The 17,722-nt window shown below is 72.4% G+C and carries 14 protein-coding genes and 1 riboswitch; of the genes, 10 read left to right on the forward strand and 4 right to left on the reverse strand.

All coding sequences use genetic code 11. The features are described from left to right. Window positions 1-40: 40 nt before the first annotated feature. Window positions 41-178: riboswitch (cobalamin riboswitch) on the reverse strand. Both cbiE and cobM read left to right on the forward strand, forming a co-directional pair. After that, window positions 179-1,339, forward strand: coding sequence for a precorrin-6y C5,15-methyltransferase (decarboxylating) subunit CbiE (gene cbiE, locus ACCP09_RS07355; RefSeq protein ID WP_400989635.1), 1,161 nt, complete (start codon window positions 179-181; stop codon window positions 1,337-1,339). Continuing rightward, window positions 1,336-2,097: a precorrin-4 C(11)-methyltransferase gene (gene cobM, locus ACCP09_RS07360; RefSeq protein ID WP_433744362.1), complete on the forward strand. Its 762-nt coding sequence runs from the start codon at window positions 1,336-1,338 to the stop codon at window positions 2,095-2,097. Before cbiE ends, cobM begins: the two co-directional genes overlap by 4 nt. On the opposite strand, the gene ACCP09_RS07365 is transcribed toward cobM, so the two are convergent. After that, on the reverse strand, window positions 2,084-3,133 hold the full coding sequence (locus tag ACCP09_RS07365; RefSeq protein ID WP_433744316.1) for a cobalt-precorrin-5B (C(1))-methyltransferase: 1,050 nt from the start codon (window positions 3,131-3,133) through the stop codon (window positions 2,084-2,086). The genes cobM and ACCP09_RS07365 overlap by 14 nt on opposite strands. An 11-nt stretch (window positions 3,134-3,144) precedes the next feature. Here ACCP09_RS07365 and ACCP09_RS07370 point away from each other — a divergent pair, with 11 nt between their 5' ends. Genes ACCP09_RS07370 through ACCP09_RS07380 form a run of 3 tightly spaced genes read left to right on the forward strand, consistent with a single transcriptional unit; the run spans window position 3,145 to window position 7,776 of the window. Continuing rightward, window positions 3,145-3,894 (forward strand): cobalt-precorrin-6A reductase, encoded by a 750-nt coding sequence (locus tag ACCP09_RS07370; RefSeq protein ID WP_378365905.1) that lies wholly within the window; start codon window positions 3,145-3,147, stop codon window positions 3,892-3,894. Beyond that, the gene (bluB, locus tag ACCP09_RS07375) at window positions 3,891-4,553 is read left to right on the forward strand and encodes a 5,6-dimethylbenzimidazole synthase (RefSeq protein ID WP_433744320.1); all 663 of its coding nucleotides are present in this window, start codon (window positions 3,891-3,893) and stop codon (window positions 4,551-4,553) included. The genes ACCP09_RS07370 and bluB overlap by 4 nt, the downstream gene beginning before the upstream one ends. Before the next feature lie 52 nt (window positions 4,554-4,605). Beyond that, on the forward strand, window positions 4,606-7,776 hold the full coding sequence (locus ACCP09_RS07380; protein ID WP_123685128.1) for an arabinosyltransferase domain-containing protein: 3,171 nt from the start codon (window positions 4,606-4,608) through the stop codon (window positions 7,774-7,776). Window positions 7,777-8,004: 228 nt separating this feature from the next. Here ACCP09_RS07380 and ACCP09_RS07385 read toward each other — a convergent pair whose 3' ends face one another. From ACCP09_RS07385 to ACCP09_RS07395, 3 genes are read right to left on the reverse strand one after another with little or no spacing between them, the layout of a single operon-like run. Next, window positions 8,005-9,495: a precorrin-2 C(20)-methyltransferase gene (locus ACCP09_RS07385; protein ID WP_378335407.1), complete on the reverse strand. Its 1,491-nt coding sequence runs from the start codon at window positions 9,493-9,495 to the stop codon at window positions 8,005-8,007. After that, window positions 9,492-10,115: a precorrin-8X methylmutase gene (locus ACCP09_RS07390; protein WP_431905480.1), complete on the reverse strand. Its 624-nt coding sequence runs from the start codon at window positions 10,113-10,115 to the stop codon at window positions 9,492-9,494. Before ACCP09_RS07390 ends, ACCP09_RS07385 begins: the two co-directional genes overlap by 4 nt. Beyond that, window positions 10,112-11,158, reverse strand: coding sequence for a precorrin-3B synthase (locus ACCP09_RS07395; RefSeq protein WP_433744325.1), 1,047 nt, complete (start codon window positions 11,156-11,158; stop codon window positions 10,112-10,114). Before ACCP09_RS07395 ends, ACCP09_RS07390 begins: the two co-directional genes overlap by 4 nt. A gap of 112 nt (window positions 11,159-11,270) precedes the next feature. Here ACCP09_RS07395 and ACCP09_RS07400 point away from each other — a divergent pair, with 112 nt between their 5' ends. The 5 genes from ACCP09_RS07400 to ACCP09_RS07420 are packed head-to-tail and all read left to right on the forward strand — an operon-like array spanning window position 11,271 to window position 17,650. After that, entirely contained in the window at window positions 11,271-12,176 is a 906-nt protein-coding gene (locus tag ACCP09_RS07400; protein WP_433744365.1) for an ABC transporter ATP-binding protein, read from the forward strand. Further along, window positions 12,173-13,027: an ABC transporter permease gene (locus ACCP09_RS07405; protein WP_378365907.1), complete on the forward strand. Its 855-nt coding sequence runs from the start codon at window positions 12,173-12,175 to the stop codon at window positions 13,025-13,027. Before ACCP09_RS07400 ends, ACCP09_RS07405 begins: the two co-directional genes overlap by 4 nt. Continuing rightward, window positions 13,024-13,263, forward strand: coding sequence for a helix-turn-helix transcriptional regulator (locus tag ACCP09_RS07410; RefSeq protein WP_027934422.1), 240 nt, complete (start codon window positions 13,024-13,026; stop codon window positions 13,261-13,263). The genes ACCP09_RS07405 and ACCP09_RS07410 overlap by 4 nt, the downstream gene beginning before the upstream one ends. Window positions 13,264-13,313: 50 nt before the next feature. Further along, complete coding sequence (gene cobN, locus ACCP09_RS07415; RefSeq protein WP_433744329.1) at window positions 13,314-16,895, forward strand: cobaltochelatase subunit CobN; 3,582 nt, start codon at window positions 13,314-13,316, stop codon at window positions 16,893-16,895. Beyond that, complete coding sequence (locus tag ACCP09_RS07420; protein ID WP_027934420.1) at window positions 16,892-17,650, forward strand: LamB/YcsF family protein; 759 nt, start codon at window positions 16,892-16,894, stop codon at window positions 17,648-17,650. The genes cobN and ACCP09_RS07420 overlap by 4 nt, the downstream gene beginning before the upstream one ends. Window positions 17,651-17,722 lie beyond the last annotated feature (72 nt).

Consider the following 17,722-nt stretch of genomic DNA (forward strand, 5'->3'; position numbering starts at 1 on the left):
GCGGGTGTCCTCGCCCGCCTGAACAGGGCACGTGCCGGGCACGTAACGGCCGCCGAAGCTCTGGCTCCCGGCCCGCGGGCCGGTCACAGTGGCGGGACCGCCCCGGAATCGCACCGGGTTCCTGCGGCGACCGTCCCCAGGATCATCGCATACGGTCAGCCCCGTGAGGATCGTCGTTGTGGGTGTCCCGGCCGACGGGTGGGCCGGGCTGACCGAGCCCGCGCGCGCCGAGATCGCGGCGGCCGAGGTGCTGTTCGGCGGCCGCCGCCAGCTCGACCTGGTGCCGCTCGACGTGCCGAAAGTGGCGTGGCCCAGCCCGCTGCTGCCCGCGCTGGACGGCCTGTTCGCCGAGCACGCCGGACGCCGGATCGGCGTGCTGGCCAGCGGGGATCCGCTGCTGTCCGGCATCGGGACGACGCTGGTCAGGCGGTTCGGCCCGGACGAGGTGCGGATCGTGCCCGCGGTGTCGTCGGTCGCGCTCGCGCGGGCCCGGATGGGCTGGTCCGCGGAGGAGACCGAGGTGGTCAGCGTCGTCGGGCGCAGCGTGCACCGGGTGAGCCGCGCGCTCGCGCCGGGGGCGCGGCTGGTGGTGCTCAGCTCCGACGGCGGCACGCCCGCGGAACTCGCCGAGGTGCTGGTGGCAAGGGGTTTCGGCGAGAGCAAACTCACGGTGCTGGAGCAGCTCGGCGGTCCGGCCGAGCGCCGCGTCGAAGGTTTCGCGCGAGACTGGTCACACCCGGCGGGCGACCCGTTGAACGTCGTCGCTGTCGAGTGCTCAGGCCCGGCGTTGCCGGCCCTGCCCGGGCTGCCGGACGACGCCTTCGAACACGACGGGCAGATCACCAAGCGGGACCTGCGGGCGAGCGCGCTGGCCCGGCTCGCGCCGGTGCCCGGCGAGCTGCTGTGGGACGTCGGCGCGGGCGCCGGCAGCGTCGGGATCGAGTGGTCGCGGGCGCATCCGGCGAACCGCGCGATCGCCGTCGAGCGCAGTGCGGAACGGGCCGCGCGGATCCAGCGCAACGCGGACCGGCTGGGGGTGCCCGAGCTGCGGGTCGTGACGGGTGCGGCGCCGGAGGTGCTGGCGGACCTGCCCACGCCCGACGCGGTGTTCGTCGGCGGCGGGCTGGCGTCGCTGGACGTCTGCCTGGACGCGCTGCGGCCCGGCGGACGGCTCGTCGCCCACGCGGTGACGCTCGACTCGGAACAGGCGCTGGCGACGGCATACCAGCGGCACGGCGGCGAGCTGACCCGGATCGCCGTCGAGCACGCCGCGCCGCTCGGCGGATTCACCGGCTGGACCCCGGCCCGGACCGTGACGCAATGGAGTTTCGTGAAATGACCGTGTTCTTCATCGGCGCCGGCCCCGGCGCGGCCGACCTGATCACCGTGCGCGGCCGCGACCTGCTGGCGCGCTGCGGGGTCTGCCTGTACCCGGGCAGCCTGACGCCGCCCGACCTGCTCGACCACTGCCCCGCGGACGCGCGCCGGATCGACACGGCGGACCTGTCGCTGGACCAGATCGTCGGCGAGCTGGTCGCGGCGGACCGCGCGGGCCACGACGTGGCGCGGCTGTGCTCGGGCGACCCGTCGATCTACAGCGCGGTGGCCGAGCAGATGCGCCGCCTCGACGCGGCCGGCGTGCCGTACCAGGTGGTGCCCGGCGTGCCCGCGTTCGCCGCGGCGGCCGCGGAGCTGGGGCGCGAACTGACGGTGCCGACGATCGGGCAGAGCCTGGTCATCACGCGCGTCCAGGCCCGCTCGACGGCCATGCCGGAGGGCGAGACGCTGGCGAACTTCGCCGCGACCGGCACGACGCTGGCCGTGCACCTGGCGATCAACCGGATCGAGCAGGTGGTCGAGGAGCTGCTGCCGCACTACGGCGCGGACTGCCCGGTGGCCGTGGTGCACTGCGCGAGCCAGCCGGGGCAGCGGATCCTGCGCGGGATTTTGTCGCGGATCGCGCAGGAGGTGCGCGCCGCGGGAATCGACCGCGCGGCGGTGATCTTCGTGGGCCGCGTCCTGGGGGCGGAGAAGTTCCCGGACAGCTACCTGTACTCGGCGGCGCGGGACCGGTCGGACAAGCTCAGGCCCCGCTGACCCCGACCACGTTCCCCGCCCGGTCGATCACCAGCACGTCCACCGCGACCGGCGCCGGGGCCAGCACCGACGCCGCGAACGCCCGCGCCCGGTCCGCGACCGCCTCGCCGATCGGGAAGCCCGCCTCCTGCGACAGCTGCAGCGCGTGCAGCGCCGTGTTCGCCTCGAGAATCCGCGCGGCCAGCGGCTCGGGCGCCAGCGAGGCCAGCAGCGCGAGATCCACTTGCGACCGCTTCGAGTGCAGGTCCAGGTGCCCGGCCGCGAGCTTCGACATCTTCGCGAACCCGCCCGCGATCGTCAGCCGCGGCACGGGATGGCGCCTCACGTACTTGAGCACCGCGCCCGCGAAGTCCCCCATGTCGAGCAACGCCGTCTCCGGCAACCCGTACCGCGCGGCGACCGCCCGCTCCGACGTGCTGCCCGTCGCGCCGGCCACGTGTTCGTGCCCCAGCGCCCGCGCGACGTCGACCCCGCGCCGGATGCTGTCGATCCACGCCGAGCACGAGTACGGCACCACCACGCCGGTCGTGCCGAGGATCGACAGCCCGCCGAGGATGCCGAGCCGCGGGTTCCACGTCTGCCGCGCCAGCTCCTCCCCCTCGGGCACGGAGATCTCGACCACGACATCCCCGGCATCGCCGAACGCGGCCGCGACCCGCCGCACCGCCTCGGTCATCAGCCGCCGCGGCACCGGGTTGATCGCCGGCTCGCCGACCGGCAACGGCAGCCCGGGCAGGGTCACCGTCCCCACCCCGATGCCCGCGCGGAACGTCACGCCGCTGCCTGGCTCGCCGCGCCGGACGGTGGACAGGATCAGCGCGCCGTGTGTCACGTCCGGGTCGTCACCGGCGTCCTTGATCACCCCGGCGGTGGCCGAGTCCGCGTCCAACCGCTCGGTGGCCAGCGCGAACGCCGGGCGCCGCCCCTGCGGCAGCTCCACCTCGACCGGGTCGGGGAACTCGCCGGTGAGCAGCGCGGTGTACGCGGCCGTGGTGGCCGCGGTCGCACACGCTCCGGTGGTCCACCCGTACCTCATCACCAGGCAGTATGGCTGGCGTGACGGAAGTACTCGTGCTCGGAGGCACCGGTGAGGCCCGTGCGCTGGCCGCCGGGCTCGTGCGACGCGGCGTCGCGGTGACGTCATCGCTGGCCGGGCGGGTCGCCAACCCGCGTCTGCCGGTCGGCGAGGTGCGCGTCGGCGGCTTCGGCGGGCCGGACGGCCTCGCGCGCTGGCTGACCGAGCACGGCACCGCCGCCGTGGTGGACGCCACACATCCGTTCGCCGAACGCATCGGCGCCTCCGCCGTCGAGGCCGCGCACCGGGCGGACGTCCCTCTGCTGCGCCTGCAGCGCCCCGGCTGGCAGCAGGGCCCCGGCGACGACTGGCACTGGGTGGACACCCTCGACGAGGCCGCCGACCTGGTGGAACGCCTCGGCGACCGGATCTTCCTCACCAGCGGCCGCCAGGGCCTGTCCGCCTTCGCGCGCTGCACGCGGCCGCACTTCCTGGCCCGCTGCGTCGACCCGCCGGAGCCGCCGCTGCCGCCGCGCCTGGAGGTCCTCCTCGACCGCGGCCCGTACACCGTCGAAGGCGAGACCGCGCTGCTGCGTGAGCACCGCATCGACGTGCTGGTCACCAAGGACAGCGGCGGCGACATGACCACCGCGAAGCTCGTCGCGGCCCGTCAAGAGGGCGTGCCGGTGGTCGTCGTGCGGCGCCCGCCGCGCCCGCCCGCGCACACCGTCGCGGACGTGGACGCCGCCCTGCGCTGGGTGTCGGCGATCCTGGACGCATGATCGAGGAGTTCTACGAGGTCCTGCGGCGACGGCGGGACGTGCGCGCGGAGTTCACCGGCGAGCCCATCGACGACGAGGTGCTGACCCGCGTGCTCGAGGCCGCGCACTCCGCGCCCAGCGTCGGACTCACCCAGCCGTGGGATTTCGTGCTCGTCGAGAGCACCCGGACGCGCACCGCGTTCCGCGAACACGTGCTCGCCGAGCGCGAGGTGTTCGCCGCGTCGCTGCCGCCGGAGCGCCGGGAGACCTTCGCGCCGATCAAGATCGAGGGCATCCTGTCGTCCTCGCTCGGTGTCGTCGTGACCTACGACGAGAGCCGCGGCGCGCCGGACGTGCTCGGCCGCCACGCGATCGCCGACGCCGGCCTGTATTCGGTGTGCCTGGCCATCCAGAACCTCTGGCTGGCGGCCACCGCGGAGGGCCTCGGCGTCGGCTGGGTGAGCTTCTACCGCGAGGATTTCCTGCGCGACCTGCTCGGGATCCCGGCCGGGGTGCGGCCGGTGGCGTGGCTCTGCCTCGGCCCGGTGACCCGGCTCCAGGACATTCCGGACCTGGAGCGCCACGGGTGGCGCGAGCGGCGGCCGTTGTCGGCGGCGACGCACCGTGAGCGGTTCGGCACACCCCCATCCCGAAGCGAGCGCGAGGAAGCATCGCGATAGCGTTCTGCCAATGTGGATGGCCAGCAGGACACCTACTGTCGCACCGGATGAGGTGACCGACCCGGACCAGCCGGGCACTTCGGCACGCACCTCCCCGGAGCGACCTCGCACGTTCTTGTGGCGGCTCCTCGCCGTCGTACTGGGCCTGTTCGCCGCGGGTTGCGCGGTCGCCTTCCCGTTGCTGCCGGTCGTCCAGGACACGGCGAAGATCGTGTGGCCGGCCGGCAGCGACACGCGCCCGGTGAACGCTCCGCTCGTCGGCTACTGGGCGCAGGACCTGCAGGTCGGTGTGCCGTGCGCGACGATCCAGTCGCTCGACGCGCGCACCGCGGGCGCGGGGCTGCTGTTCTCGACCGTGCCGCCCGCCCGCGCGGGCAACGGCGCCGGCCTGCAGCTCAACGTCCAGGACGGCGTGCTCACCGCGACCAGCCGCGGCCAGCAGGTCGCGCGCCAGCCGCTGCCGGCCGCGGGGTGCGACGTGCGGGTCAGCTCGACCGCGACGCACACCACCCTGTCGGTGGCGGGCACGCCGGTCTACGACTCGGCGGGCGACGTCCGGCCACGCGTGCTGGGCATCTACACCGACATCTCGTCGGCGCGGGACCCGATCGCCGGCCTGTCGGTCGGCATCACCCCGGACACCCGCTACCAGTCGTCCCCCACCGGGTTGAAGGTCGGCATCGGTGTGTTCGGCGTGCTGTCGCTGATCGGCTGCCTGATCGCGGTCAACCGGCTGGACTCGGGCACCGCACGGCGCGCGCCGCGGTGGGCGCCGATCGGCTGGTGGAAGCTCACCAAGCGGGACGTGACCGTCTTCGGCGTGCTCGGCGCGTGGGTGTTCATCGGGCCGGTGACCTCGGACGACGGCTACATCCTGACCATGGCCAGAGTCGCCGACCAGGTGGGTTACCTGACCAACTATCACCGCTGGTTCGGCGTCGCGGAGGCGCCGTTCGGGTGGAACGACCACATCTACGAGCTGATGGCGACGGTGTCCACGGTGCCGCCGTGGATCCGGTTGCCGTCGTTCCTGCTCGGCGTGCTGAGCTGGCTGCTGATCAGCCGTGAGGTGCTGCCGCGGCTGGGCAAGGAGGTCCGGATCAGCCCGGCGGCGGGCTGGGCCGCGGCCGTGGTGTTCCTGGTGTGGTGGCTGCCGTTCAACAACGGTGTGCGTCCCGAGCCGTGGGCGGCGCTGGGCTCGCTGATCGCGCTGTGCGCCGTGGAGCGCTCGCTGGTCACGCGGCGTCTGCTGCCGCTGTGCCTCGGCCTGATCGGGGCCGCGTTCGCGCTGGCCGCGACGCCGACCGCGTTGATCGCGGTGGCGCCGTTCCTGGTGGCCGCGAAGCCGTTGTTCCACTTGCTGCGCAGCCGGGCCCGCGATTCGGGCTGGGCCGCGGTGCTGGCGCCGATCGCGGCGGCCGGGTTCATCGTGCTGATCGTGGTCTTCGCCGACCAGACGTTCTCGACGGTGATGGAGGCGACCCGCCTGCGTGGCTCGGTCGGCCCGAACAAGTCGTGGTACGAGGAGCTGTCGCGGTACGAGCTGCTGTTCGAGAGCAGCGCGGACGGCGCGCTGACCCGCCGGTTCCCGGTGCTGCTGCTGATCCTGTGCACCGGCACCTGCCTGGTGGTGCTGCTGCGCCGCGGCCGCATCCAGGGCGCGGCGCTGGGCCCGGCCCGCCGCCTGATCGGCACCGTGGCGCTGTTCTTCCTGCTGCTGGCGCTGACCCCGACCAAGTGGACGCACCACTTCGGCGCGTTCGCCGGTGTGGGGGCTGCGATGGCGGCGCTGACCGCGCTGGCGACGAGTTCGACGGTGCTGCGGTCGCGGCGCAACCGGGCGGCGTTCACCGCCGGGTTGCTGGTGGTGTCCGCGCTGGCCGCGACGGGCCCGAACGCGTACTGGTTCGTGTCCAGCCTCGGTGTGCCGTGGTGGGACAAGGCGCCGTCGATCAAGGGCTACCACCTGTCCACGGCGCTGCTGCTGGCCGCGGCGGTGGCGGCGGTGTTCGCGTTCGTGGAGAACGTGCGCATGCAGCGGCCGGGTGCGCCGCCGCCGGTGCAGGAGCGGCGTGGCCGGGCGCTGCGGCTGGGCGCGACGTCGCTGGTCGTGGTGTGCGGCGCGGTCGTGGTGTTCGAGGTCGCCAGCATGGCGAAGGGCATCCAGAAGCAGATGTCGACGGGCAGTTACAGCCTGGCCGCGGCGAACGTGGACCACTTGTTCGGCAAGAGTTGCAACCTGTCCGATCACGTCATGGTCGAGCAGGACCCGGTGTCGAGCATGCTCAAACCGGTGTCGGCGGTGACCGTGCCGGAGACCACGGCGCAGGAGAACTCGACGCTGCCGCGGCCCGAGGACGAGGGCAACGAGAAGTCGTCGGCGGGTTTCCACACCGACGGCAACGGCGACGAGGACCCGCTGAACTCGCCGCCGCACGGTTTCACCACGGCGACCGTGCCGATGTGGAGCAGCTACCACGAGGGCTCCGCGACGGGCCGGCTGCGCACCGACTGGTACGCGCTGCCGGACCAGCACGCGGGCGCGCAGGTGACGATCGCCGCCGCGGCGCCCCCGGGCAAGGCGACGAGCGTGGCGCTGGAGTTCGGCCGGGAGACGCCGGCGGGCGTCGAGGTGGTCCGGTCGACGACCGTGCTGGCGGAGAACGTCGGCACCGGGGCGTCGGCGGACGAGACGAAGTGGGCCGACGAGCGGCTCGACATCGGTGATCTGCCCGCGGACGTCAACCGGGTGCGCGTGGTGGCCAAGGACGACGACATCACGGGCGACGGCTGGGTCGCGGTGAGCGCCCCACGCGTGCCGACGTTCACCACGCTCACGCAGCGGGTGGGCAGCGCGCCGGTCTACATGGACTGGCCCGCGGCGTTCGTGTACCCGTGCATGAACCCGGTCGCCTCGCACGACGGCATCTCGCAGATCCCGGCGTACCGCATCACCGCGGGTGATCTGGCCGCGGAGGCCGGTGTGGCGGACAACATCGGCGGCGGGCCGAACGGGTGGATCGAGGAGCTGGCCGACCAGCCCGAGGTGCCGAGCTATCTGGAGGGCGACCAGTCCGGCCGCTCGTGGGGACGCCTGCTGCAGATCGAGCCGTACACCGACGGGGTGGCGCCCCAGGTGGAACACGGAACCGAAACGATGTGGGGCTGGCAAAGCCCAGGCCCCGGCCCCCAACAACCAAACGGCTCAACCCCAACCCGCTAAAGAAGCCCCCGCCACACGGCGGGGGCTTTCTTTTTTTCACCACCAACAAAACCGCCACCCGGCACGAAAACCGACCACACAGACCGCCCACCCCTCCCCCCGCACCCGATCCACAGCCCAGTTCTGCGCCCGACCAGGGGTTGTCAAGGTGCTCTTTCCAGCCTTGACAACCCCTGCTCGGGCGTAGAAACAATGAAAAATCGGGGCGGCCGCGTAGCGGCTACGCAATCAATAAGACCGCGGCGTCCACACCTGCCCATGCGTCACGCGAGTCCGCGACGACCCGACAATCACCAAACACCGCATATCAACCACCGAAGGATCAAACTCCCCCAGCGAGGTAACAGTCACCGACTCCTCAGGACCCCCAACATCCCGCGCCACAACAACAGGCGTCTCCACAGCCCGATGCCACAGCAACACATCCCGAGCCCGCACCAACTGCTCAGTCCGCGTCCGCGAAGCCGGGTTGTACAGAGCCACCACAAGATCCGCCGCCCCAGCCGCATCAAGCCGCCGCTCGATGACATCCCAAGGCTTCAACCGATCCGACAACGACAAAACGCAGTAGTCATGCCCCAACGGCGCCCCGACCCGGGCCGCCGCAGCGGAAGCAGCCGTCACCCCAGGAATCACCCGCACCCGCACGGGCTCTTCCAACGAAGCCGCCTGCTCCAGCACCGCGGAAGCCATCGCGAACACCCCGGGATCACCTGAGGACACCACGGCCACCCGAGCACCGGACGCGGCCAGCGAGAGCGCATGCCGGGCCCGGTCGGCCTCGACCCGGTTCCCGGACGCGTGCCGCACCTGCCCCGCCCGCTGCGGCACCTTCGCCACGTACGGCCCGTACCCGACGATGTGCTCGGCCTCGGCCAACGCCGACGAAGCCTCCGGCGTCAGCCACTCCGGCCCGGCCGGCCCCAGCCCGACCACCACGACCTCACCGCCCTCAGCGGCAACCTCCGCAGGCTCAGCAGCCGGCTCCTTCCGCGACGCGTAAGCCGGGCTCGGCACCAGCGCCAGCGAGAAGTACGGCACCGTCGAGGGGTCCACGTCAGCGAACGGCTCGACCCGCTGGTTGGGCCACGTGGCCCGCTCGACGTAGTACGCCTCGTCCAGCCGTCCCGACTCGGCCAGCGCCTCCCGCACCGAGCCGAACGTGCGGCCCAGCTTCATCACCGCCGCGGCCTGCGTGTCGGCCAGCCGCCGCGCGAGTTCCGGCGCGGGCAGCGTCCCCGGCAGGATCGTGAGCACCTCGTCGCGCTGCACCAGCGGCTTGCCGAGCACCGCCGACGCCGCTGAAACGGACGTCACCCCGGGCACCGCCTCGGCCTCGTACCGGTCGCACAGCCGCTCGTGCATGTACATGTAGGAGCCGAAGAAGAACGGGTCGCCCTCGCACAGCACCACCACGTCGCGCCCCGCGTCCAGGTGCTCGGCCAGCCGCTTCGCGCTCAGCTCGTAGAACTCGGCGATCGCGCCCTCGTACCCGCCGGGGTGGTCGGTGCCCTCGGTCGTCACCGGGTACATCAGCCGTTCCTCGACCTGACCCTCCCGCAGGTACGGCTCGGCCACCGACCGCGCGATGCTGCGGCCGTGCCGCGCGCAGTGGTAGGCGATCACGTCGGCCTCGCTGATCAGGCGCGCGGCCTTGACCGTCATCAGCTCCGGGTCGCCCGGGCCGAGTCCGACACCCCACAACTTGCCCGTCTTCATTCGACCTCGCTCGCGAGCGCGTTGACCGCCGACACCGCCATGGCGCTGCCGCCGCGCCGCCCGTGCACCACCAGGTAGGGCGCGGGCGCGCGCTTGACCAGCTCTTCCTTCGACTCGGCGGCGCCGACGAACCCGACCGGCACCCCGATGATCGCGGCGGGCACCCCGGCGCCCTCCTCGATCATCTCCAGCAGGCGGAACAACGCTGTCGGCGCGTTGCCGATCGCCACCACCGAGCCCGCGAGCTTGTCCCGCCACAGCTCCAGCGCGGCCGCCGAACGGGTGGTGCCCATCCGCTCGGCCAGCGCGGGCACGCGCTCGTCGGACAGCGTGCACAGGATCTCGTTGGCGGCGGGCAACCGCTTGCGGGTCACGCCGCTGGCGATCATCTGCGCGTCGCACAGCACCGGCGCGCCGTCGCGCAGCGCGGCACGGGCCGACTCGACGAGGTCGAGCGAGTAGGCCAGGTCGTCGACGAGGTCGACCATCCCGCACGAGTGGATCATGCGGACCGCGACCGGCTCCAGGTCCTCCGGCAGGATCGCGAGGTCGGCCTCCTCGCGGATCGTGGCGAACGAGTGGCGGTAGATCTCCGCCCCGTCGCGGATGTAGTCGATCACGCTGTTCCCTTCTGGTATTCCTCGCTGCCCGCGAGCATGTCGACGTGCGGCTCGTGCGGTCGCCCGCACCGCCGTTCGCATCCGGAGAAGTGCATCCGCACCCCGGCGGGGACGCGGGGCATCATGGCTCGCGCGTCCGCCCGCACGTCGGCGCGCGACTTCGCGCAGCCCGGCCGTCCGATGCACGCGCTGATCCCCAGCCCCGGCGCGGCGGGATCGGTCACCAGTCCCGGCGCGTCCAGGCCGAGCGGCACGACGACCGAGCGCCACGGCGTCACCACGACCTCCCCCAGCGCCCGCAGATCCGCGGCCGCGAGCTGCCCCAGCACCGGCGCGCCGACGACACCGGTGCGCCCGTCGTCGCGGGTGAACGGCCCGATCGGCACTCCGGGTGACGTGGGCAGACGCTCGCCGAGACGCAGGTCCAGCTCCCGCACCCGCCACGCGCTGCCCCGGACCTCCAGGAACCACAACGCCTTCCGCACGAGCGCGTCGACCGCCCCGGCGAACGGCACCCGCTCGCCGGTGTCCCGCCCGGCGAGCAACACCGCGCCGGTCGAGGAGTCCAGCGCTCGCCAGCACACGTCCGCGTCCTCGCCCGACACGTCGCCGCGGCCGTCGTCGAGCGCGAACAGGAACCGGCCCGGCAGAGCGGCCAGCTCGGGCCGCGCGCGCACCGCCCGGTCCAGCTCGAACACCGCTTCGCGCACGTCGACCAGCCCGCCGGTGAGCCCGCTCAGCGGCGAGGCCAGGTAGTTGCGCACCCGCTCGTGCGCGGGCGCGGGCAGCAGGCCGGCCGACGTCAGCCGGGCGGCCAGCTCTCCGGTGTCCCGCGACAGGCCACGCAGCTGGATGTTGCCGCGCGAGGTCAGGTGCACCGAGCCGTCGCCGAGCTCCTCCGCGCACGAGGCCAGCACCTCGGCCTGGTCGGTGCTCACCCGCCCGCCGGGCAGCCGGATCCGGGCGAGCGCGCCGTCTGCGGCGTCGTGCGTGGCGAAGACACCCGGACAGGCGTCGGGGCGGACACGTCCGGGATGGGCCATGCGCTCACTGTAAACGGCGGGATCGGCGCGAAGTATTACCTGGATCATATGTAGTAGGTCTGCTACATTTCATCGCACAGGCGTAGCACTGGGGAGAACACCTATGACAGCGATGAGCCAGATCGCGACGAGACCGCCGGAGCCGCCGGGCGACGAGCCCGCGCTCAACGTGCGCGACCTCCGCATGCGGTACGGCGCCAACGACGTGCTCAAGGGCGTGACCTTCCAGGCCGCGCCGGGCGAGGTGCTGGCGCTGCTCGGGCCGAACGGCGCGGGAAAGACGACCACCATCGAGATCCTGGAAGGCTTCCGGATGCGCTCGGCCGGTGACGTGCGGGTGCTCGGCGTCGACCCGGCGCGGGGCACCGAGGCGTGGCGCGCGCGGCTGGGCATCGTGCTGCAGTCCTGGCGGGACCACGGCAAGTGGCGCGTGCGGGAACTGCTGGCCCACCTCGGCTCGTACTACGTCGACCACCGGCGGCCGTGGGACGTCGACGAGCTGGTCGAGACCGTCGGCCTCACCCAGCACGCGCACAAGCGGGTCAGCCGGCTCTCCGGCGGGCAGCGGCGGCGGCTGGACGTCGCGATCGGCATCGTCGGCCGCCCCGACCTGCTGTTCCTGGACGAGCCGACCGCCGGGTTCGACCCGGAGGCACGCCGCGAGTTCCACGACCTGGTGCACCGCCTGGCCGACGAGTCGGACACCACGATCCTGCTCACCACCCACGACCTGGACGAGGCCGAGAAGCTCGCCGACCGGATCCTCATCCTGGCCGGCGGCACGATCATCGCGAACGGCTCGGCCGAGCAGCTCAGCCGCGAGATGTCCACCGACGCCGAGGTCCGCTGGTCCCGCGACGGGCAGCGGTACGTGCACTCGACCACCGACGCGACGAAGTACGTGCGCGAGCTGTTCGGCCAGTACGGCGAGGAGATCGAGGACCTGGAGGTGCGCCGGGCGAGCCTGGAGGACACCTACATGGCGCTGCTGCGCAAGTTCGAGGGAGGCGCACGGTGACGACACCGACCACCACCGCAGTGCGCACCGGGGTCCAGCGCGGCCTGATCGAGCTGCGGCAGAGCTTCACCACAGTCCAGGACCTGTGGGGGTACTTCTTCCCGACCGTGGTGTTCCTGGTGGTGATGACCCTGATGAAAGGCTCGGTCATCCCGGGCACCACGTTCTCCCGCGGCTCGATGACCCTGCCCAGCCTGATCGGCGCGAGCGTGGGGTTCAACGCGATGATGAGCACGATGCAGCAGCTCACCGTCGAGCGCGAGGACGGCACCCTGCTGCGCGCGAAAGCCCTGCCCAACGGCATGAGCGGATACCTGATCGGCAAGATCGTGATGGTCTCGGGCATGACGCTCGTCGGCATCGCGCTGCTGATCGTGCCCGGACTGTTCATGTTCGACGGCCTGGAGATCGACGCCATGACCTGGGTGACCCTGGCCTGGGTGCTGGTGCTCGGCCTGGTCGCGACGCTGCCGATCGGCGCGGTGTTCGGGTCGCTGTTCGAGAACCCCCGCACGATGGGCGTGATCATGCTGCCGGTGATGGCACTGGTCGGCACGTCGGGCATCTTCTACCCGATCGGCGAACTGCCGTCCTGGATCCAGGGCATCGCGCAGGTGTTCCCGCTGTACTGGCTCGGCCTCGGCATGCGCTCGGCCTTCCTGCCGGACAGCATGGTGGCCGTGGAGATCGGGCAGTCGTGGCGGACCTGGGAGACGCTCGGCGTGCTCGGCGCGTGGGCGGTCGCGGGCCTGGTACTGGCGCCGATCGTGCTGCGTAGGATGGCGCGGCGCGAGTCCGGGTCGACCGTGGCCGCACGGCGGGAGAAGGCACTACAGCGGATGCCGGGATGAGTGAGTCGATCTACAACCGCATCGCGATGCTGCGCGCCGAGCGCGGCATCTCGCGACGGCAGCTGGCCGAGGCGGTCGGGGTGCACTACCAGACGATCGGGTACCTCGAACGCGGCGAATACAGCCCGAGCCTGTACCTCGCGCTGCGCATCGCCGAGTACTTCGAGGTGCCCGTCGAGGTGATCTTCTCCACGCAACCCTTCCCCCGCCTCGGCCGCGACGAACGGACGGCTTGACTCCGGGCCTGCCCAGCGGACAGTGTTGGGGGGACCTAGGAGGGAACCGCGTGATCCTGCTGCTGTCCACTTCGGACACCGACCTGCTCAGCGCCCGGACCAGTGAGGCCGGTTACACCCTGGCCAACCCGGCCCGGCTCGACCTGGCCGAGCTGCCCGGCCTGCTGGCGGACGCCGACGTCGTCGTGGTCCGCATCCTGGGATCCGCGCGGACGTGGCAGGAGGGCCTGGACACCGTCCGGGCGAGCGGGAAGCACGTGGTGGTCCTGGGCGGTGAGCAGACGCCGGACGCCGAGCTGATGGCGTTGTCCACCGTGCCGGCAGGCATCGCCACCGAGGCGCACGCCTACCTCGCGCAGGGCGGGCCGGACAACCTCACCCAGCTGCACCGGTTCCTCTCCGACACGCTGCTGCTCACCGGCGACGGCTTCGAACCGCCCGCCGAGCAGCCGGCGTGGGGTGTGCTGGAGCGCACGCCCCACCGCACCGACGGCCCGGTGGTGGCGATCCTCTACTACCGCGCGCACCACCTGTCCGGGAACACCCGGTTCGTCGAGGCGCTGGCCGAGGCGGTCGAGGACGCGGGCGGGCAGGCCCTGCCGATCTACTGCGCTTCGCTGCGCTCGCGCGAGCCGGAGATGATGGCCGAGCTGCGCAAGGCCGACGCGCTGCTGGTCACGGTGCTCGCCGCGGGCGGCACCCGGCCGTCCGAGGTGGGCGCCGGTGGCGACGACGAGGCCTGGGACGTCGCCGAGCTGGCCGCGCTGGACGTGCCGACGTTGCAGGCGCTGTGCCTGACCAGCGACCGCGCGACCTGGGAGGACAACGACGACGGCCTGTCCCCGCTGGACGCGGGCAACCAGATGGCGGTGCCCGAGTTCGACGGCCGCCTGATCACGGTGCCGTTCTCGTTCAAGGAGATCGACGACGACGGGCTGCCGCACTACGTGCCGGACCCGGAGCGCGCCGCGCGGGTCGCGGGCATCGCGCTCGCGCACGCCCGCCTGCGGCACACCCCGCCGGAACAGCGCAAGATCGTGCTGATGCTGTCGGCGTACCCGACGAAGCACTCGCGGGTCGGCAACGCGGTGGGCCTGGACACCCCGGCCTCGGCGATCGAGCTGCTGCGCCGCATGCGCGCGCAAGGCTACGACCTCGGCGACGAGCCGTTCCCCGGCGTGGAGCCGACCGGCACTGACCAGCCGGACGGCGACGCGCTCATCCACGCCCTGATCGCCGCGGGCGGCCAGGACCCGGAGTGGCTGACCGAGGAGCAGCTGTCCGGCAACCCGATCCGCGTGCCGGCCGCGCGGTACCGCGAGTGGTTCGCCGCGCTGCCGGAGGAGCTGCGCGCCGAGATCGAGGAGCACTGGGGCCCGCCGCCGGGCGACCTCTACGTCGACCGATCGTCCAATCCGGACGGTGACATCGTGCTGGCGTCGCTGCGGGCAGGCAACGTCGTGCTGATGATCCAGCCGCCACGCGGCTTCGGCGAGAACCCGGTGGCGATCTACCACAACCCGGACCTGCCGCCGAGCCACCACTACCTCGCCTGCTACCGCTGGATCGAGGAGGAGTTCGGCGCGCACGCGGTGGTCCACCTGGGCAAGCACGGGTCGCTGGAGTGGCTGCCGGGCAAGAACGCCGGGCTGTCCGCGTCCTGCGGGCCGGACGCGGTGCTGGGCAACCTGCCGCTGATCTACCCGTTCCTGATCAACGACCCGGGTGAGGGCGCGCAGGCGAAGCGGCGCGCGCACGCCACGATCGTCGACCACCTGATCCCGCCGATGGCGCGTGCGGAGAGCTACGGCGACCTGGCCCGGCTGGAGCAGCTGCTCGACGAGCACGCGAACATCGCGGCGATGGACCCGGCGAAGCTGCCCGCGATCCGCCAGCAGATCTGGACGTTGATCCAGGCCGCCAAGCTGGACCACGACCTGGGCGTGGCGGAACGGCCGCACGACGCCGAGTTCGACGACTTCCTGCTGCACATCGACGGCTGGCTGTGCGAGGTGAAGGACGCGCAGATCCGCGACGGGCTGCACGTCCTCGGCGCGGCGCCGGTCGGCGAGGCGCGGGTGAACCTGGTGCTGGCGATGCTGCGGGCGCAGCAGATGTGGGGCGGTCAGGCCGGCGCGGTGCCCGGCCTGCGGTCCGTGCTGGGGCTCACCGACGGCGCGCCGACGTCCGAAGTGGACGCCATCGAGGCGTCGGCGCGTGCGCTGGTCGAGGCGATGGAGAAGCGGGACTGGGCTCCGTCAGCGGTCGCGGAGGTGGCTCCCGATCCCGAGGTCGCGCGGGTGCTGACGTTCGCGGCCACCGAGATCGTGCCGCGGCTGGCCGGGACGTCGGCGGAGATCGACTCGGTGCTGCACGCCCTGGACGGCGGGTACATCGCCGCCGGGCCGAGCGGTTCGCCGCTGCGCGGGCTGGTCAACGTGCTGCCGACCGGGCGCAACTTCTACACCGTGGACCCGAAGGCGATCCCGAGCCGCCTGGCGTGGGAGACCGGGCAGGCGCTCGCGGAGTCGCTGCTGCGCCGCTACCGCGAGGACACCGGCGAGTGGCCGAAGTCGGTCGGCCTGTCGGTGTGGGGCACCTCGGCGATGCGCACCTCCGGTGACGATGCCGCGGAGGTGCTGGCGTTGCTGGGGGTGCAGCCGGTGTGGGACGACGCGTCCCGCCGGGTGACCGGGCTGGAGCCGATCCCGCTCGCCGAACTCGGCCGCCCGCGCATCGACGTGACCGTGCGGATCAGCGGCTTCTTCCGGGACGCGTTCCCGCACGTGGTGGCACTGCTGGACGACGCGGTGCGGCTGGCGGCGTCGCTGGACGAGCCCGCATCAGACAACTTCGTGCGCGCGCACGTGCAGGCCGACCTGGCCGCGCACGGCGACGAGCGCCGGGCGACGACGCGGATCTTCGGCTCCAAGCCGGGCGCGTACGGCGCGGGGATCCTGCCCTTGCTGGACTCGGGCAACTGGCGGGACGACGCCGACCTGGCCGAGGTGTACGCGACGTGGGGCGGATACGCCTACGGGCGGGGCCTGGACGGCGTCGAGGCGCGGCCGGACATGGAGAGCGCGTACCGGCGCATCGAGGTGGCGGCCAAGAACACCGACACGCGTGAGCACGACATCGCCGACTCGGACGACTATTTCCAGTACCACGGCGGCATGATCGCGTTCACGCGCGCGCTGACCGGCACGGCTCCCGCGTCCTACGTGGGCGATTCGACGAGCCCGGACGCGGTGCGGACGCGGTCGCTGTCCGAGGAGACGGCCCGCGTGTTCCGCGCCAGGGTGGTCAACCCGCGCTGGATCGCGGCGATGCGCAAGCACGGCTACAAGGGCGCGTTCGAGCTCGCGGCCACTGTGGACTACCTGTTCGGCTTCGACGCCACCGCCGGGGTCGTGCAGGACTGGATGTACGAGAAACTGTCCCAGTCGTACGTCCTCGACCAGCAGAACCAGGAGTTCCTCGCGAAGGCCAACCCGTGGGCGCTGCGCGGCATCATCGAGCGGCTCACCGAGGCCGCCGACCGCGGCCTGTGGGCGGAGCCGGACCCGGAGCTGCTGGGACAGTTGCGCGAGGTGTACCTGCGGACCGAAGGTGAGCTGGAGGGCGAGTGACCGGGGTGGACCTGAACGCGGATCTCGGTGAGGGGTTCGGGATCTGGCACCTCACCGAGGACGACGCGCTGCTGGAGATCGTCTCGAGCGCGAACGTGGCGTGTGGTTTCCACGCGGGAGACCCGAGCGTGCTGCGGCGCGTGACGGCTTCCGCGGCCGCGCGGGGGGTGACTGTCGGGGCGCAGGTGGCGTACCGGGACCTGGCCGGTTTCGGGCGGCGGTTCATGGACGTGCCGCCGGACGAACTGGCTAACGACGTGCTGTACCAGATCGGCGCGCTGAACGCGTTCGCGAAGGCGGCGGGCACCCGGGTCGGGTACGTGAAGCCGCACGGCGCGCTCTACAACGCGATCGTCTCGAACGCGGAGCAGGCCGCGGCGGTGGTCGAGGCGGTGCGGATGTTCGACCCGTCGCTGCCGGTGCTGGGGTTGCCGGGTTCGGAGTGGCTGCGGCAGGCGGAAAAGGCCGGATTGCGCCCGGTGCGCGAAGCGTTCGCCGACCGGGCCTACACGCCCTCCGGAACGCTGGTCTCGCGCCGCGAGCCGGGCGCGGTGATCCACGACGCCGACGAGGTGGTGCGGCGGTGCGTGCGGATGGCTGTCGAGGGCGTGATCACGGCGATCGACGGCTCCGAGGTGAAGGTGGAGCCGCAGTCGATCTGCCTGCACGGGGACACCCCAGGGGCGGTGGAGATCGGCCGCCGCGTGCGGGCGGCATTGGTTGAGGCCGGGGTTTCTGTTCGTTCGTTCGCGTAGCCGCAAGCCGGCAACGAAAAGCAACAACCCCACGAACCACTCCCCTCCCGCAACCCGATCCCCAGCCAAATC

The organism is Amycolatopsis sp. 3B14 (assembly GCF_050958625.1).
Classification (GTDB): Bacteria; Actinomycetota; Actinomycetes; order Mycobacteriales; family Pseudonocardiaceae; genus Amycolatopsis_E; species Amycolatopsis_E thermoflava.

Excerpts from the sequence above, each read along its gene's own strand:
- cobM (WP_433744362.1), top strand. The coding sequence starts at position 1,336 with ATGACCGTGTTCTTCATCGGCGCCGGCCCCGGCGCGGCCGACCTGATC.
- ACCP09_RS07365 (WP_433744316.1), bottom strand. The coding sequence starts at position 3,133 with ATGAGGTACGGGTGGACCACCGGAGCGTGTGCGACCGCGGCCACCACG.
- ACCP09_RS07370 (WP_378365905.1), top strand. The coding sequence starts at position 3,145 with ATGGCTGGCGTGACGGAAGTACTCGTGCTCGGAGGCACCGGTGAGGCC.
- bluB (WP_433744320.1), top strand. The coding sequence starts at position 3,891 with ATGATCGAGGAGTTCTACGAGGTCCTGCGGCGACGGCGGGACGTGCGC.
- ACCP09_RS07385 (WP_378335407.1), bottom strand. The coding sequence starts at position 9,495 with ATGAAGACGGGCAAGTTGTGGGGTGTCGGACTCGGCCCGGGCGACCCG.
- ACCP09_RS07395 (WP_433744325.1), bottom strand. The coding sequence starts at position 11,158 with ATGGCCCATCCCGGACGTGTCCGCCCCGACGCCTGTCCGGGTGTCTTC.
- ACCP09_RS07400 (WP_433744365.1), top strand. The coding sequence starts at position 11,271 with ATGAGCCAGATCGCGACGAGACCGCCGGAGCCGCCGGGCGACGAGCCC.
- ACCP09_RS07410 (WP_027934422.1), top strand. The coding sequence starts at position 13,024 with ATGAGTGAGTCGATCTACAACCGCATCGCGATGCTGCGCGCCGAGCGC.